The following is a 16,317-nucleotide window of genomic DNA, read 5'->3' on the forward strand; positions in this document are numbered from 1 at the left end:
ACAAGAAATCAGTGAGTATCAATTTTTAATTTTAGAGCAATTAAAATACTCTTAGCAACCCCTGTATTTGCTTCCGGTACATCATACCAATTACCCTCTTTAGTCTTGTATAATTTGTATTTTTCTCCGGCAGAATTTGTAATGAAATATTCATCTAATACAGCAACCACTGTACCTAAAACATTTACTATTTCTACCTTCTTTATTGTGTAAGAAAACAGGCTGTTATCGCCTAAAACAATCTTTTTAATTTCTTCAGTCTTTATATCCATTTTTATGCAGCTAAAATAATCATTCTGTAATTAACGAAATAAAAGTGTTGCCTGACTAAATATTAGCCATGCAAATTGCAATACTGGTACACATTTTACACCTCTTTTCTTATGACTTTACAGGAGCATAAAATATCCCCAACGGATAGATTTTGTAAAGAAGTAATGTGCCCGGTCTTGCACATGGCAAGATGTACAAACGTTATACGTTTGGGGCATCTTGCCCTTCACTCCGAAGTCGTTTCGGGGCATTGAAACAGAAAACTTAAAACCATGAAGAAGTTAGAAAGTGAAGTGAGGAGTAAAATGGTAGTAGTACGGATGAATGAAACTGAAATAAATGAGCTAACAAAGCTGCAAGGAAAAACCACTGAAAAAGATACCAGCAGTTACCTGCGAAAAGTGGCTTTGCAAAAACCTGTAACAGTTAAGTACAGAAACGAAAGTGCAGATGATTTTTTATTAGACATGCTGAACCTGAAAAAAGAACTGAATGCTATCGGCAACAATTTTAACCAGGCAGTACACAAATTGCATTTGCTGGACAAGATACCGGAGTTCAGGGTTTGGGTGCAGCAGTATGACGGTTTGCAGAAAACGCTAATTAGTAAAGTAGAAGAAATAAAATTGAGAATGAATCAACTCTATGAGCAATGGTTGCAAAAATAACCATACCAAAAAGTATTGAAGCTGCACTAAACTACAACGAAAAGAAGGTGCTGAAAGGGAATGCTGTTTGCCTTCATGCAGCCAACTATTTAAAAAACGCAAAAGAGATGAACTTTTATCAGAAGCTGGCTGGTTTTGAAAGACTAAATACTTTGAATGAAAGGGCAACAACAAAAACGCTGCATGTATCTCTCAACTTTGACCCATCAGAAAAGCTGAATGAAAACAAGCTGTTACAAATTGCATCAGACTATATGCAGAAGATAGGATTTAGCGAGCAACCTTACTTGGTTTACAAACATGAAGATGCCGGGCATCCACACATTCACATTGTAAGCACTACTATCAAACAAGATGGCAGCAGAATTAACACCCACAATATCGGCAGAAACCAATCTGAAAAGGCAAGAAAGGAAATTGAGAAAACTTATGGATTGGTAAAAGCAGAAAGGCAGCAGCAATTAAGAAGTCCAGGTATCAAATCTGTTGATGTTGAGAAAGCGATTTACGGAAAGTTGGAAACCAAGAAAAGTATTTCAAATGTTGTGGGTGCAGTTTTCAGTCAATACAAGTTTGCTTCATTACCGGAATTTAATGCGGCGTTAAAACAGTTCAATGTAATCGCAGACAGAGGCAAAGAAGAAGGCAGGATTTACAAGAACCGTGGATTAGTTTATCGTATTCTGGATGCTGATAGAAATAAGGTTGGTGTACCTATCAAAGCAAGTTCTATTTCTTGCAAGCCTATTTTGAATAATCTGGAGAAGAAATTTACAGCTAACGAAACTGCGAAAGAATCATTAAAACCATTTGTAAAAACTAAACTGGATGATTGCCTTTCCCAATCACCCTCTACAATGAAAGAATTGCTGGAGCATTTGAAACAGAAAAGCATATATACACTGCTTCGCCAAAATGCTGAAGGCAGGTTGTACGGAATTACTTTCGTTGACAACCAAAACAAAGTTGTTTTCAATGGTAGTGATTTAGGAAAAGGTTATAGTGCTGCAGCATTGCAAAGCAGGTTAGTAACTGGTAAAGAAAAATCACAAACACAAGATGAAACAAAAGGCGGAGGTTCCGGCGGTTCCATTCAAAAAGAAATGGTTCAGCAAAAGCAACAGGAAAAAACAATTCCATTTACAACCAAAACTGAAAGCCCATTAGATTTGTTGCTTTCTACCAAAGAGCAATATGACAATACGCCTTACAGTCTGCTTAGAAAGAAACGAAAAAAGAAGAAACCAAATTTGTAAAATGTAAAAAGAAGTTATGTCACACACAGGAGAGAATGAACAGGGGCTGCGGAAAATAGTTGACCTGACAAGGTTTGCCAGCATCTTTATTTTGCTGCTGCATTTTTATTATTACTGCTATGTGGCATTTGAGCAATGGGAATTAAAATCTACCATAACTGACAGGCTGATGAAAAACATTTCCAACACAGGATTATTCCATAATCAGCTTACATCAAAGTTTATGGCATTGGGGCTGCTGATAATTTCATTATTTGGAGCACAGGGCAAGAAAGATGAAAAGATAAACTGGAAAAGCATCACTGCTTATTTGCTGATTGGAATGCTGCTATATTTTTCAAGCCAGCTATTTTTCAAATTACAATATGATGTGCAGACCGTTGCGATTGTTTACATCACCGCCACCGGCATTGGCTTTTTATTGATACTTGCTGGTGGCAATTTACTCAGCCGTTTAATTCGGTACAATCTGGGCAATGATGTTTTCAATTCACTTAACGAAACATTTCCGCAGGAAGAACGGCTTATCTCCAATGAATATTCCATCAACCTGCCTGCCCGTTACAATCTTAAAGGCAGGGTAAGAAAAAGTTGGATAAATATCATCAATCCTTTTCGGGGTTTGCTGGTTATCGGAAGTCCCGGTGCCGGTAAAAGCTGGTTTGTCATTCAGCATGTTATCAAGCAGCATATTGAAAAAGGCTTTGCCATGTTTGTGTATGATTTTAAATACGATGACCTGAGCAAGATTGTTTACAACTGGCTGCAACAAAACAAACACAACTACTCGGTAAAGCCATCTTTTTATGTAATCAATTTTGATAACCTTTCTGTATCGCACCGCTGCAATCCGCTGGACCCAAATAGTATGAATGATATAACTGATGCAACCGAAAGCGCCAGGACAATTTTATTAGGGCTGAACAGGGAGTGGATAAACAAGCAAGGAGATTTCTTTGTAGAGTCACCAATCAATTTTGTTACGGCTGTCATTTGGTTTTTGCGAAAATATGCTGATGGAAAATATTGCACCCTGCCGCATGTAATAGAACTGATGCAGGCAGAGTATGATGAATTGTTTCCGGTGCTAAACACACAACCAGAAATTGAAGTGTTAGTTAACCCATTCATTACAGCCTATCAAAACGATGCAATGGAGCAATTAGAGGGACAGGTGGCTTCTGCTAAAATCGGTATGGCAAGGCTTGCCGCTCCGCAGTTGTATTGGGTGCTGAGCGGTAATGATTTTACATTAGACATCAATAATCCAAAACATCCAAAAATTGTTTGCGTAGGCAACAACCCGGAGAAGCAGCAGATTTATGGAGCTGTGTTATCGCTGTATGTTTCCCGGCTGGTAAGGCAAGTCAATAAAAAAGGAATGCAGAAATGCAGTTTGGTATTTGATGAATTTCCCACTATCTATTTCAACAATATTGACAGCCTGATTGCCACTGCAAGAAGCAATAAAGTTGCGACCACTCTTGCCATGCAGGATTTTAGTCAACTTAAAAAAGATTATGGCCGGGAGCAAGCCGATGTAATTGTAAACATTACTGGCAATATCATCAGTGGCCAGGTGATGGGAGAAACATCTAAACTGCTAAGTGAACGTTTCGGAAAAATAATGCAGGACCGGCAGAGTGTTTCCATTAACCGGATGGATACTTCCATCAGCCATTCTAAGCAATTGGATAGTGCTATACCTGCCAGTAAAATTGCAGCCCTTTCTTCCGGTGAGTTTGTAGGTATGGTTGCTGATGACCCATTAGAAAAAATCAAACTCAAAATGTTTCACTCCGAAATCATCAACGACCATGATAAACTAAATGCTGAAGTGAGCAATTACAGGGATATTCCTGCGGTCTCTAATGTTACACAGCAGCAAGTGCTGGATAATTACTACCAGGTAAAGATAGATATTAAGCGATTGATTGGGGAGGAAGTGGGGAGGTTGAAAAAGGAAATGTCTGAAGTAAATAATCTTGATAATTTAAAGTAATAAACTTGCCGTTGAAAATAGCAGTGCCTAAAACGCTGTCTTTCATGGATTTTGACTGTTTTGTAAATACTAAATGTTCTATAAAATAACTACCTTTATTAACATTTAATTTTAAACGTAAATACGCTTAGTATTTTTTAAACTAAACTATGAGAATTGATTTTACGGATGTCCAAAATTTCAGGAGATTAAAAAATTGCAGAATATACTTTTCAGATAAAGAAACAGTTTTTGTAGGCCCCAACAACAGTGGTAAAACCACTGCTATGGATGCCCTCATTATTTTTTTCAAAGCAAAGAAGTTTACTACAAGGGACTTTACTCTTTCCAACTGGAAACATCTAAATGCTATTTGCGAAGAATGGCTTAAAGAAAGCGATGTCGCCAAGATTGATTTGAAGATTGACAAGTGGGAGGAACATTTGCCAACATTAGACGTATGGCTTTCTGTTAAGCCAACAGAAATCCATTATGTAAGCCACCTCATCCCAACCCTTAGCTGGACCGGGGGTTCTTTAGGCATAAGATTGCGGTTTGAGCCAGTTGATGTGTCGGCACTTTACAAAGAGTTTTATAGCATTTGTGGCAATGCCCGTAAAATGTCTGCTGCAAAAAAGAAAGGAACACCCGGGTTCAGTTTGTGGCCAAAAGATATGTGGGATTTTTTAGAAAAACGGCTGCATGAATTTTTTACAATCAAAACTTATCTGCTTGACCCTGCTTGTAAAACTACCGTTCAAAAATTACCTGCCAACAGTTTACCATTAGATACAGATGCATTAAAGGGATTAATTAAAGTTGATATTATTAATGCTCAACGGGGTTTTACAGATGTAAATACCGAAGGTGGCGAAACTACAGGCACACAGAAAAATCTTTCTAATCAGCTACGCAATTATTATGAAAAGCATCTGAACCCGGAGTTAAATACTACTGAAAAAGATGTAGAAGCGTTGAGGGCAATGGAAGATGCCAAGAAATTATTTGAAGAAAACCTCAAGGAAAGTTTTAAATCAGCTATTGGAGAACTTGAAGGGCTTAATTATCCTGGCTTTGGAAATCCAACAATTAGTTTGGCAAGCAACATCAATACCACTGAAAGCCTGAAGCATGATTCATCAGTAAGATACAGTCTTGGTGATGAAGGGGCGGAATTAAGCCTGCCTGAAAAATACAATGGACTTGGATATCAAAACCTTATTTCCATGATTTTTAAACTTATTCGCTTCAGGGATGAGTGGATGCAGGTAGGGAAAAGTTACAGACCAAGCAGTACAGCATCTGCCATACCTGAATTTGAACCATTGCATTTGGTATTGATTGAAGAACCTGAAGCACATTTACATGCACAGGTTCAGCAGGTGTTTATTCGTGAAGCATACCGGGTATTAAGGAGTAATAACAACCTGTTAGATGATAAATTTATTACGCAGCTTGTAATCAGCACCCACTCCAATCATATAGCACATGAAATAGATTTTACAAGCCTGCGATATTTCAAAAGAGAGCAGGCTGCCGGACAATCTATTGCCACATCCAAAGTGATAAACTTATCAAACACTTTTGGTAATAATGATGATACTACTAAATTCGCAGTCCGTTATTTGCGAACAACACATTGTGATTTGTTTTTTGCAGATGCAGTAATATTGGTGGAAGGACCTGCGGAGCGGATGCTGGTTCCTTACTTCATTAGGCATCATACCGACTTGAATAATGCATATATCTCTATTTTAGAAATTGGCGGTAGTCATGCACATACATTGAAGCCTCTTATAGAAAGTCTTGGCATTATAACCCTAATTATTACTGACCTGGATGCGGTAAACCCGGCAGCAAACAACAGTAAAGTTCAACCTGATAAGGGTAAAGGTTATAAAACTGGAAATGACACATTGAAGAAGTGGCTTCCTGTGGCAGACGAACTTGATAAATTGCTTGCGTTAGATTTTGCAAAGAAACAAGATGCAGGTTTTCCGGTGAGGGTCGCTTATCAAACTACTATTAAACTGAAGGAGGGGGCTAAAGAAATTGAAGTGTACCCATATACATTTGAGGATTCGCTGGTACTCACTAATAAAAGTATTTTTGAAGCACTTACAAGTGGAACAGGGCTGCTTAAAAAAATGATTAATGCGGCAAAAGAAACAGATGTGAAAAAAGCAGCGAAGGAAATGTATGATGCTATTACAGATAAAGGCGCAAAAAAGGCAGAGTTTGCCTTAGACCTATTTTATTTTAATGAACCAAATATTCTTATTACTCCTGCATACATTAAGGAAGGATTGGACTGGCTTGAAGAAAGATTAAAGCCAAAGAAAAAAGATGTTAAACCTGTTACTCAAAAAACAAAGAAATGAGTGTATCAGTAAAACAAAATACCGTAGATGATAATGTAGATGAGGAAATATATGCCTGTCTTAATCCAGACAGCCCTAAAAGTTTTTTTCTTTTTGCCGGGGCAGGTTCTGGAAAGACCCGTTCACTTGTAAATGTTTTGCAGCGTTTCAAAAATGACTATGGAAAACGTTTTCGGCTTCATCGGAAAAAAATAGCCATTATTACATACACTAATGCTGCAAGTGATGAAATAACCCGCCGGCTTGAATTTGATTCCATATTTTCTGTGAGTACAATACACAGTTTTGCATGGGAAGCCATTAAGCATTATACTTTCGATATCAGAGAATGGCTTAGAAAGAGTTTGTCTGCAGAGATTAATACTTTAAATGCTGAACAAAGTAAAAGCAGGGACCTGGGCAATAAAACTTCTGTAGAAAGAGCAGCCAAAATTAAATCTAAATCTAAACGATTTGATTCACTTGATTCAATTGTGAAATTTACTTACAATCCCAATGGAGATAATATTACACGGGATTCATTAAATCATACAGAAGTAATAAGTATTGCTGCGCATTTCATTACTAACCTTCCATTAATGCAGGATATTGTCATAAGCCGTTTTCCTGTTATCCTAATTGATGAAAGCCAAGACACAAAACGGGAGCTTATTGATGCATTTTTTCTTCTTCAGCAGCAAAAGAAAGAATCATTTTCATTAGGATTGTTTGGCGATACTATGCAGCGTATATACATGGATGGAAAAGAGAACCTGGGACGAAACCTTCCACAGGAATGGATAACACCTGCCAAGAAAATGAACCATCGTTCAGGTAAAAAAATAATACGGTTAATTAATAACATAAGGAAAGGAATTGACGGACAGGAACAGCAACCAAGAACTGATAAGGAAGATGGATTTGTAAGATTATTCATTGTGCCACGAAATATTGATAAGCAGAAAGCAGAAGTAAAGATATGCGAACGAATGATGGCTATTACAAATGATTCACTTTGGCACAGTGAAGAAAATAAAGATGTGAAAACACTTATATTGGAGCATCACATGGCTGCAAGGCGCATGGGCTTTTTTGATTTTTTTGCACCCTTATATGAGCAGGACAGACTTCGTACAGGGTTGCTGGACGGTACTCTTCCTTCTCTTAGATTATTTACAAAAATTATTTTGCCTTTGATAGAAGCCCATATAACCGGAGACCAGTTTGAGGTAACACGAATTGTAAAAGCTAACGCAGAAATACTAACGAAAGAACAATTGGTACGAAGTGAGGAGCAGCTTGAGAATGTGAAGAAAGCAAAGAAAATGCTGGAAAGCCTTTTGCAGTTATGGGATAACGGCAAAGATCCATTATTGAAGAATGTATTACAGAATATATTTAATACCAGATTATTTTCAATACCAGAATCATTGGTGCCAGTGGTTGCAGGTGCTGCTTCTATCAACGGTAATAACGAAACGCCGGAGCAAAATAGTGATGAGATAACGCCTGCCTGGCGGCAGGCATTGGAAGTACCCTTTTCGCAGCTAAAAATGTACAGTGAGTATCTTTCTGAAAAATCAAAATTCGGAACACACCAAGGTGTGAAGGGCCTGGAGTACGAAAGAGTGATGGTGATTATTGACGATGAAGAAGCAAAAGGCTTTTTATTTAGCTACGACAAACTGTTTGGAGCTAAAGGGCTTACCGACGGAGATAGAAAGAACATAAGTGAAGGTAAAGAAACAGGTATTGATAGAACCAAAAGGCTTTTCTATGTAGCTTGTAGCAGGGCTAAAAGCAGCTTGGCAATAGTTGCATATACAGATAGCCCTGCGGCAATTAAACAAAACGCTATTGACTATGGTTGGTTTGAGCAAAATGAAATTGAAACAGTTTAACTTACTCATCTCATTCCAGTAACTTCCCTAACTCATCCGTATCAGGCAATATCCCTTTCATCTTTAATGGTGTTTGTTTAGAGGTTTTATAAGTAGCCACTCCCATGGCCTTATCAAAACTTTTAATAGCAAACTCAACCACTGTGTTATTTTTCTCTTTACAAAGTACAATTCCAATACTTGAGTTTTCCTGCTCAAGCTTTACCCTTTCATCCAGTACATTCAGGTAAAAATTAAGCTGCCCAGCATCGGCTGGTTTAAATTTTCCTTTTTTGAGTTCAAAGGCTACCAGGCATTGCAGGATACGATTAAAAAAGAGGAGGTCAATAAAAAACTCATCCCCATCCACTTCAAGCCGGTATTGGTTGCCAATAAAGCAAAAGCCCCTGCCCATTTGCAAAATAAAATTGCGGATATTTAAAACTACCTGTTGTTCAATGTGCCGTTCATCGTCCAGTTCATCACCTGCAATAAAATCCAGCAGATATTCATCCTTAAATACCTTTAGTGCTGAGGGCTTTAAAGTTTCAGCCAAAGTACCATCAAAATTGTTGGGCAGTTTACCTTCTTTGCCATACAGGTTATTCTCAATATGGTGTTCCAGCACTGTCAGCGACCAGAAATTGGCTGCTGCAGACTGGATATAGAAAATCCGGGCTTCCCAGCCCTTTATTTTGGTGATAATGGTAAAATGATGGGAGAAGCTGATACCTGTAAAAGCCTCGTAAAATGCCTTATTTTCAATTAGGTTCGCCAGTGCCGAACTAATTGAAAAACCCTCTCCGGAGCCTGCCAGCCCAATTTGGTTCGACGCCGTCGAACCAATTACCAAATGGGGTGCATAAGCCTCTGCAAACAGCCTTATCTTTTTGAGGTTTCCCGGCGAAAATCCCTTTAATCCGGGTAGCTCTTTTTGCAGGTCAGCCGAAATTTGGTCAAGCACTTTGGCACCCCATTTTTGGGCCTTTATCTTCTCTGAAATCATCAAACCAGTTTTAAAATATAGCATCAGTTGCTCCTGGTTGGCCAGCCTGGCTGCCACATACCGGCTTTGCACAATTTGTTTTTTTAGAGAGTGAATAAACTCTACATAATTTTTATCAATTTTCATAACCGTCATTTTAAGATTAATAATTATTCCATCAAATCTGCTTGCAGCAATCGTTCTTTTTTAAAGGAAGTAAGCCGTTGTGCAAACTCTTTCTTCACATCTTTATCAAAACTGTCAAGGTAGTTTTCAGTCGTTTTCAAATCAGAATGCCCAAGTGCTTCCTGTATAAATTCAGTACTGGCACCAGAACGTTTCATAACTGTGGAGAAAGTATGCCTTGCTACATAAGTTGTCCATTTTTTATCAATACCTAAATTTTTGAAAATACGTTTCATCCAATCGTTGATAAAGCCAACAAAGTTTTGTACTAGTTCATACTGCCGGAGTGGAGATAATCCATGTTCCAGTATCGGAAACAGATAATTATTGGGGGCTTTATTTTTATTGCCCCTTCGTTCAATTATTTTTTTCATGTCATCGGTGAGAAAAATAGTAATAGGCTTGGGGTCGCTTCGTAATGACCGTTCCGTTTTTGAACGTTCAAAAGTGAGGTAGTCCCCATCAATATTTTTATGCTTCAGGCTGGCAATATCTTTTGGATTCATGCCATTACCGAAATAACTGAATAGCCAATAGTCCTTTGCCTGTTGCTCACCCATTAATTCAGGGTTGCATTCATAGAAATATATTTTTTCAACTTCTGACAGTTCAAGTGCTTTCTTTACATTTTTTGATGTTGGGATTCTATATTTACGTTTGCCAAATGGATAACATTTTTCTCTTTTAATGATACCGTCTTCTATTGCCTCATTAAAGAGGGCCCTGAGTGGTCGTAGATATATCCCGATAGTAGTTTTCGATATATCTTGGTTTTTCAACCAGTTCTCATACTCTTTGAGGTATGTAGTTGTAATAACAAAAAACGGCACATCTCCCCTGAATTTCCTTAATGAAACATAACTACAGTGATAATTAATAGCGCTGCTTATTCTGCCTTCACGAATTAATTGCTTAATGTATTTTAGATAGGAATAAGAAATTAGCCCAGGCTTACCAGCCGTCTCAATAAATAGCGGAATTTTTTTGTAAAAGGGGGAGTAATCAAATTCATCACCATTTGGAGTAATTACTTCTGTTTTGAAATTTCTTTGGCGAAAATTTGTATTGCCCCTTATAAAATCCTTTTCAAACTCTGCAAAATTAAAGGGCGTTAATTCTTTTACGGCATTCTCAGTCTTTCTTTCGATGTCTTTTAACTTATCCCTTATGGGCTGTAATTCGTTACTGATTCTTGAAGCAGGTAGTTTTTCCCATTCTTCTTTTGCCAGGTCAAATATTGTTTGATAATATTCGGTTACACGTTGAAAAGTTACCCTTAATTTTACAGGGTACTTATCAGTTTTTTTCATCCTCCGTGTATCAAGGATGATAGAAATTGTAGTTGACATAATTTATGATTTTACATTATCACCATTCATTCTCACATCATAAATCACGAATGGATTTGCAAACAATTTGCAAACAAACAGGTATTAAAACAGCATTTGCTGTTGTTAAAACAGAAAAGCAAATCTCATGCAATAAACTGAAATCAAATGATTTAGAATAAAACCGGTTAAAGCAGATTAAATGAAGAAAAGAATATTTTCCAACTACGGATCAAAAGGTTTCAGGTTTGAATCCTGACGGGGTCACAAAAAATTTAAAGAGGCTGTATCAAAAGTGCTATGCAGCCTCTTTTTACTCGGTAAGAGAGGGCATTGGGGCATTGGAGAAAATTTTCGTTTATGCAAATCTCAGCCCCTTCATTTTGCTTTTGATACATCCTCTTTTTTTGTATCAATTATTTATATTTAGGTTTCAGGCTACTTCGACCCAGGTATGATCAGTTAATAACTGAACAGATGCCAAAAATTGTTTAAAGGGCCCACTGCCCGCCCACTCCTTGGGTGCAACCAATGACAATAAATAATTACCATCTTTTTTCTCATATAAATAATACACCTGTCCAATTTGTGGTTTGAAGTTGATTTGGGCATCATAAATCATTAAACTTAATTCCCGGCGTTTTCTGATTTCCTGAGCCTGTCTGGCTAGTAATTCAATTTGTTGTTTAATTTGCTCTAACTGCATATTGGTTTGTTCTTCCATTGCAGTTAATGCTTTATGCTTAATCATTCCTTGTTTGGTTGGTTGAATGACTACACTGCCCACTGATGAAGCATAAGGCAATACACTCATTTGTTTGTGATATACCTCTTTATTCACAAATGCAGCGCCATTAGTAGTAATGCCCTCATAAACCAATTCAAGAAACCAATTTGATAAAATGCGATGTTGCACAGATAACACCTGAGCTTCATTTTTATAAAAAGTATGAATTAGCGTGGAGGTATCGGGTATAACTGCTGTTACGGTATCTGCTAATTCCTGGTATTCACAGGGTTGCTGGCTACCATCAGGAACTACCGAAAACTGTGCATAATAGGCTTCATTTTCAACTGTAATCCAGTTTATGCTAATTTGAAGCGATTTTCCATTTAAAATAGATTCTATTTTGTAATTGCCGCTTTTGGGTACAATTCCGGATTCGTACACACATTTTTCAGGAAATAATTGCCAACTGGCTAAAAAATTATACGCTTGTACCATTGCTTACTCTATTCATTTTAAAATTGTAATGATTACAATTGCAACTCCAATTTGTTGCGAATTATAATTTCACTTTGATAACAATTTTTTTTATAAAAGATTTTTCATGTAAGTAAATGCCCGGCATATGTATATCAGCAGGAAAAAAATAGCAAACATACCCTGCTCTAATATAGAATAAAAAGAAGGAGGTGTTTGATAGGTTATGCAATTATTGGCAACATCCAATAATTGCTGCTCGGGCTGTTGGTTTAAAAAGCCATGACCAATCTGCTCTTTCCCATCAATGATGTAATGAATATCGGTATAAACAAGATGAGATTCCATCCATTCCTCTTCAGGCAACACTGTTTCATATGTACTTACCAGCGCAAAAATATCATTGCCTTTAATTGCATATTTTCCATTGGGCAAATTTTCTAAATTCGGTTGTTTTAAAAATGAAATAGCATCTAATAAATGCTGTTGAAAATTATAATTAGGCATATTGTTTAAATAATCAATAATCATCCACATTAATTTACAGTTACAAAATCGGGTTTTTTAATATACTGACTGTTATACTTGAATTGTAAATTAGATTGAATGCCAATATTCCAGGGCGACATGCCGACTGTAGTTCTGGGAAAATACTGAATACGCAATTCAATGGTACCAAAAACTAAGTTTTCATTTCTGGTTCGTACACCTCCACCCCAGGCGGTATATACATCACCATAACTAAACCCCTGCCCTATTGGTTTTAAATAAGAAACATTTCCAAATGCAAAGGGTGCAAAACTAAATCCAAAAAATTTCCAGGTATTATAAAAAACAGATTCACAACTACCGGTTGCGCGGCTGGAACCATTGTATCCAATAATATTATTGAAAGAAGGAATACCAAAAGTACTGTTTACCCGTAATGGTTCATTTAAAAAAGTATTAATTTGTTGAGTAAAACTACCATTAATAAAATGGCGCACTAACCATCTGCTATTACCCAATCTTCTTAACCTTGAAAAGGATTCTAAACTGGCCAGAAAACTGATATCCTGAAAATTTCCATCATTAAAATAACCACCAAATTTTAGTTCATAATTGAAAAAGGCCTGTTTGGGTGTAACTACATATTTCTGCAAATCGAAGCCGGCATAAGGACGGGTGTAACCTTGTTTGTTAGTCCATCCGGCCAATGCTGATACATTATATCCGGATGGAATATCTTCATTTCGGCCAAAGCCATAAATAAAGTTGGTTCTGTAATAATCTTGTTTAAACCGGGTAAATGCCCCCAATACACTTACCAAATTGGCATATTGAAAATTGTATTGGGTTTCATAAATATTGGGTATTTCTAAAAAATCATTTTTCACCAACCGAAGTGCTACAAAATCTTTGGGTTTTCTGGAAGTAGTTTCATGCAATAATCTTCTTGCAGAAATATTATAGCCGGCCCATAAATCGTATGAGGCATAACGATACCTAAAGTTTGCATTATACAATGAATCGCTGATGTATTGATTGGTGGTATAATGCAATGCTGCGTTAAAAGACCCCGTCCATAAAGCGTACGGACTCACCAATGGCAAATCTAAAGAAGAATAAACAGTAGTTTCTTCTCTTCTACCACTGTTAAAGGCAGGTGCATTGCCCTGATAGCCCACTGTAATATTTGCAAATGTGTGCGCAATATTTCTGCGCACGTATTCCATACCAAAGGCGTATCTGTTGCGCCTGTTTAAATCGTACAGGTTTTCTATTTTCACTCGTTGCCCATCACCCATAAAATTTTCATCCTGCACTTCTGCATAAATACTGTTGCCACTACCGGCATCACCGGAGCCACTAATAGAGAATACATCTTTATAAAATACGGTAAGATCAACTGAATCATTGTTGGGAGAAATTCCGGTGATCTGAATTCTGGCATCCTGCAAATAAGGCTGTTCGCGCAAAAAACGTTCATTATCTGCAACCAGATAAGGGGAAAGCTCCTCTCCCGCTTTAAAAAATAAATTATTGTTGATGAAAGTTTTTCTTGTTTTACGGTGAATGGAATTTCCAATTTCATCAAACAAATTCTTTTTTTTAATGGCAGTATCATTCACCGATTCGCCAAAACGCACATTTACAATATTAACACTACGAATGATAGCACCCCGGTACAAAGCAAATGGTGTAATGTTATTGATGGTAACAATTGCAGTATCTTCCGGAACAGGATTATTGTTGGTAATGCTTTTCACCAATTTTTCCAACAACCCTTTTTTGGGTGTTAAAAACTGCAAAGTAGTATCCTCTACCGATTTTTTTTCCTGCGCAGAAGATGCTGTACCTATGAAAAGCAGCATACATATACTTAGAATATAGGGACTTATATGATGCTTGTTAAGCCGCATTGACGGGTTTGGTGAATTTGTTTATAGCCGGGCAATATAATCAATAGAAAGTTAAGATAAATAATAAAGATCATCAAAATTATAAGATGGTGTTGCCTAAAACAGCTTATAAAAAACTCCGGATTAATCACCAGAGTTTTAAAAATATGGATATCACAATTATTTAACTATAAAATCTACATGTATATTACCCCATAGCAAAGCAACCCCGCCTGATTGATTGATGGTAAAAGTCATTCTTTCTGTAAATGCATGCTGCATGGGCTTTACCTGAATGCGCATTACATCATCCTTTTGATTATAAATGGTTCCCCACTGATTCCAGGATTTATTCAATATAATAGTCTATTCATTTGCTCCTGGAATACTATATAAACTATCATTGTTGTCCGACTAAAATTGTAAAATAATGGTTAAAACCCTTTACAGAACCATATTTCAGTCGATTTCAAAAGATGGGGCACTCCCTCCAATTTTGAAACAATCATTTTTTAGCCTGTAATTCTTTACAGCAAAGTATTACAGCAATTTTTAAGTTAAGTTTTGCCGGACAATAATGATAAACTATATTTTCCTGCTTTCAGTGCTTTACCATCAATCATAACATCTTTATTTACCTGAAATACAGTGGCTTCGTTTGCGCCGGTGCGCCATATTGCACCAAAAGGTGCAATATTTTTACCAATGGTTCTGCCTTTTACCGCGGGTTGGCTATAATCAATTTGAATGGTTACTCCAGAATATTGGTTGTAGTAGTAACGGTAGCAGGCGGACTTGGTCGCTTGCTTTTATCCTGAGCACATGCTTGTAAACTAATAAAAACATTGCTGAATAGTGCTGAAAATAAAATTAATTTTTAATATATGTTATTTTTGTTGAACAATTGGATAATGATCAATGGTTTCAAAAACGTTGCGTGGATCTTGCTTAAGTAGTTGAATAAATGTTTTCAAAGAATCAACGTATTGTTGTTTGGCAAACATCCTGTCATGTGCCAATATCACCATGGTATTGGGCTGATTGGTGTAACCAATATCAAATTTATCATTAACTTCTTTGGCCAAAGCAGTTGCACTTTGTTTAGGAATATTACCTTTAATGAATTGCCATTCTATATCCCATCCAATAATTTTATATCCCAGCGAATCTAACCTGCGTGCTACCTTTTCGCTGGTTTTAGGTACTCTGAATTCTCCGTTTCCTGCCCATGTATTTCTTCCGGGCAGCCTGACTATTTTCAATGGAATTTGCATATCCTGCTGCGCTTTTAAAATATCGTTCACGGCACTATCAACATGGGTATAATAAAAACTATAATTATCTCTGAATGCATGGGTATAGCTATGATTGGCTACCAAAAATTCCGGATACGCCTTTTTCAAACTGTCTAAAATTCTTTTACGCAACGGATCAATATTATAATGAGCCGCCACTGAAAAAAAAGTAGCTTTTACACCTTGTTCTCTAAAAGTACGTGCACAGTTTTGGGTACCGGGCGGTTGCGGAGAATCGTCCCAGGTTAAAAATATATATCGTTTTGAACTATCATAATGAATGGGTGTTCCCGGAACCATGGTATTGACTACTGCTTTTTTTTGTGTTGAATCGGCAGATTTGGATTGCTGAGAACCGTTATTGCATGAAAATAGGAACAGGCTGCCCAGGCATAGAGTGATACTAAATAAAAATTTTCCTGACACCATAAAAAGATTTGAGTAATGAAGTGAAATTGTATAATGAAAATGATTGCGTAAAAATATTCAATTCAAAAGATTTATACCTGTTAAAGATAGC

Annotated in this window: 13 protein-coding genes and 1 pseudogene; 5 read left to right on the forward strand and 9 right to left on the reverse strand. The window is 37.0% G+C overall.

Going from position 1 to position 16,317, the window contains the following annotated elements; translation table 11 throughout:
* Nucleotides 1-8 precede the first annotated feature (8 nt).
* Nucleotides 9-272 (reverse strand): hypothetical protein, encoded by a 264-nt coding sequence (locus EO766_RS14990; RefSeq protein WP_068241748.1) that lies wholly within the window; start codon nt 270-272, stop codon nt 9-11.
* A gap of 273 nt (nt 273-545) precedes the next feature.
* On the opposite strand from EO766_RS14990, the gene EO766_RS14995 reads away from it, so the two are divergent.
* The 5 genes from EO766_RS14995 to EO766_RS15015 all read left to right on the forward strand — a co-directional run bounded on the left by EO766_RS14995 (nt 546) and on the right by EO766_RS15015 (nt 8,439).
* Nucleotides 546-941 carry a plasmid mobilization protein gene (locus EO766_RS14995; protein ID WP_068241750.1) on the forward strand — a complete coding sequence of 132 codons (396 nt, stop codon included), beginning with the start codon at nt 546-548 and terminating at the stop codon, nt 939-941.
* The gene (locus EO766_RS15000) at nt 926-2,197 is read left to right on the forward strand and encodes a relaxase/mobilization nuclease domain-containing protein (protein WP_068241752.1); all 1,272 of its coding nucleotides are present in this window, start codon (nt 926-928) and stop codon (nt 2,195-2,197) included. Before EO766_RS14995 ends, EO766_RS15000 begins: the two co-directional genes overlap by 16 nt.
* A gap of 16 nt (nt 2,198-2,213) precedes the next feature.
* Entirely contained in the window at nt 2,214-4,199 is a 1,986-nt protein-coding gene (mobC, locus tag EO766_RS15005) for a conjugal transfer protein MobC (RefSeq protein ID WP_068241754.1), read from the forward strand.
* 149 nt (nt 4,200-4,348) lie between these two features.
* On the forward strand, nt 4,349-6,559 hold the full coding sequence (locus tag EO766_RS15010; RefSeq protein WP_068241756.1) for an ATP-dependent nuclease: 2,211 nt from the start codon (nt 4,349-4,351) through the stop codon (nt 6,557-6,559).
* Complete coding sequence (locus EO766_RS15015) at nt 6,556-8,439, forward strand: UvrD-helicase domain-containing protein (RefSeq protein ID WP_068241758.1); 1,884 nt, start codon at nt 6,556-6,558, stop codon at nt 8,437-8,439. The genes EO766_RS15010 and EO766_RS15015 overlap by 4 nt, the downstream gene beginning before the upstream one ends.
* A 10-nt stretch (nt 8,440-8,449) precedes the next feature.
* On the opposite strand, the gene EO766_RS15020 is transcribed toward EO766_RS15015, so the two are convergent.
* From EO766_RS15020 to EO766_RS15055, 8 genes and pseudogenes are all read right to left on the reverse strand, one after another.
* A complete protein-coding gene (locus tag EO766_RS15020; RefSeq protein ID WP_074419840.1) occupies nt 8,450-9,550 on the reverse strand; it encodes a PDDEXK nuclease domain-containing protein in 1,101 nt (366 codons plus the stop codon).
* 23 nt (nt 9,551-9,573) lie between these two features.
* Nucleotides 9,574-10,938, reverse strand: a complete 1,365-nt coding sequence (locus EO766_RS15025) for a tyrosine-type recombinase/integrase (protein ID WP_068241766.1) — start codon at nt 10,936-10,938, stop codon at nt 9,574-9,576.
* Nucleotides 10,939-11,350: 412 nt separating this feature from the next.
* The gene (locus EO766_RS15030; RefSeq protein WP_218331003.1) at nt 11,351-12,142 is read right to left on the reverse strand and encodes a DUF2452 domain-containing protein; all 792 of its coding nucleotides are present in this window, start codon (nt 12,140-12,142) and stop codon (nt 11,351-11,353) included.
* A gap of 61 nt (nt 12,143-12,203) precedes the next feature.
* A pseudogene (locus EO766_RS15035) lies at nt 12,204-12,658 on the reverse strand (NanQ anomerase/TabA/YiaL family protein).
* Complete coding sequence (locus EO766_RS15040; protein WP_074420787.1) at nt 12,658-14,475, reverse strand: BamA/TamA family outer membrane protein; 1,818 nt, start codon at nt 14,473-14,475, stop codon at nt 12,658-12,660. The pseudogene EO766_RS15035 and the gene EO766_RS15040 overlap by 1 nt, the downstream one beginning before the upstream one ends.
* Nucleotides 14,476-14,682: 207 nt before the next feature.
* Nucleotides 14,683-14,859 carry a DUF2911 domain-containing protein gene (locus tag EO766_RS15045; protein WP_179853225.1) on the reverse strand — a complete coding sequence of 59 codons (177 nt, stop codon included), beginning with the start codon at nt 14,857-14,859 and terminating at the stop codon, nt 14,683-14,685.
* A gap of 200 nt (nt 14,860-15,059) precedes the next feature.
* On the reverse strand, nt 15,060-15,251 hold the full coding sequence (locus EO766_RS15050; RefSeq protein ID WP_353744841.1) for a DUF2911 domain-containing protein: 192 nt from the start codon (nt 15,249-15,251) through the stop codon (nt 15,060-15,062).
* Nucleotides 15,252-15,389: 138 nt separating this feature from the next.
* A complete protein-coding gene (locus EO766_RS15055; RefSeq protein ID WP_074419701.1) occupies nt 15,390-16,226 on the reverse strand; it encodes a polysaccharide deacetylase family protein in 837 nt (278 codons plus the stop codon).
* Nucleotides 16,227-16,317: the final 91 nt, after the last annotated feature.

Origin of the sequence: Hydrotalea sp. AMD (genome assembly GCF_004100315.1) — a bacterium.
Lineage (GTDB): Bacteria > Bacteroidota > Bacteroidia > Chitinophagales > Chitinophagaceae > Hydrotalea > Hydrotalea flava.

Excerpts from the sequence above, each read along its gene's own strand:
- EO766_RS15015 (WP_068241758.1), top strand. The coding sequence starts at position 6,556 with ATGAGTGTATCAGTAAAACAAAATACCGTAGATGATAATGTAGATGAG.
- EO766_RS15040 (WP_074420787.1), bottom strand. The coding sequence starts at position 14,475 with ATGCTGCTTTTCATAGGTACAGCATCTTCTGCGCAGGAAAAAAAATCG.
- EO766_RS15030 (WP_218331003.1), bottom strand. The coding sequence starts at position 12,142 with ATGGTACAAGCGTATAATTTTTTAGCCAGTTGGCAATTATTTCCTGAA.
- EO766_RS14990 (WP_068241748.1), bottom strand. The coding sequence starts at position 272 with ATGGATATAAAGACTGAAGAAATTAAAAAGATTGTTTTAGGCGATAAC.
- EO766_RS15000 (WP_068241752.1), top strand. The coding sequence starts at position 926 with ATGGTTGCAAAAATAACCATACCAAAAAGTATTGAAGCTGCACTAAAC.
- EO766_RS15020 (WP_074419840.1), bottom strand. The coding sequence starts at position 9,550 with ATGAAAATTGATAAAAATTATGTAGAGTTTATTCACTCTCTAAAAAAA.
- EO766_RS15010 (WP_068241756.1), top strand. The coding sequence starts at position 4,349 with ATGAGAATTGATTTTACGGATGTCCAAAATTTCAGGAGATTAAAAAAT.
- EO766_RS15055 (WP_074419701.1), bottom strand. The coding sequence starts at position 16,226 with ATGGTGTCAGGAAAATTTTTATTTAGTATCACTCTATGCCTGGGCAGC.
- EO766_RS15025 (WP_068241766.1), bottom strand. The coding sequence starts at position 10,938 with ATGTCAACTACAATTTCTATCATCCTTGATACACGGAGGATGAAAAAA.
- mobC (WP_068241754.1), top strand. The coding sequence starts at position 2,214 with ATGTCACACACAGGAGAGAATGAACAGGGGCTGCGGAAAATAGTTGAC.
- EO766_RS14995 (WP_068241750.1), top strand. The coding sequence starts at position 546 with ATGAAGAAGTTAGAAAGTGAAGTGAGGAGTAAAATGGTAGTAGTACGG.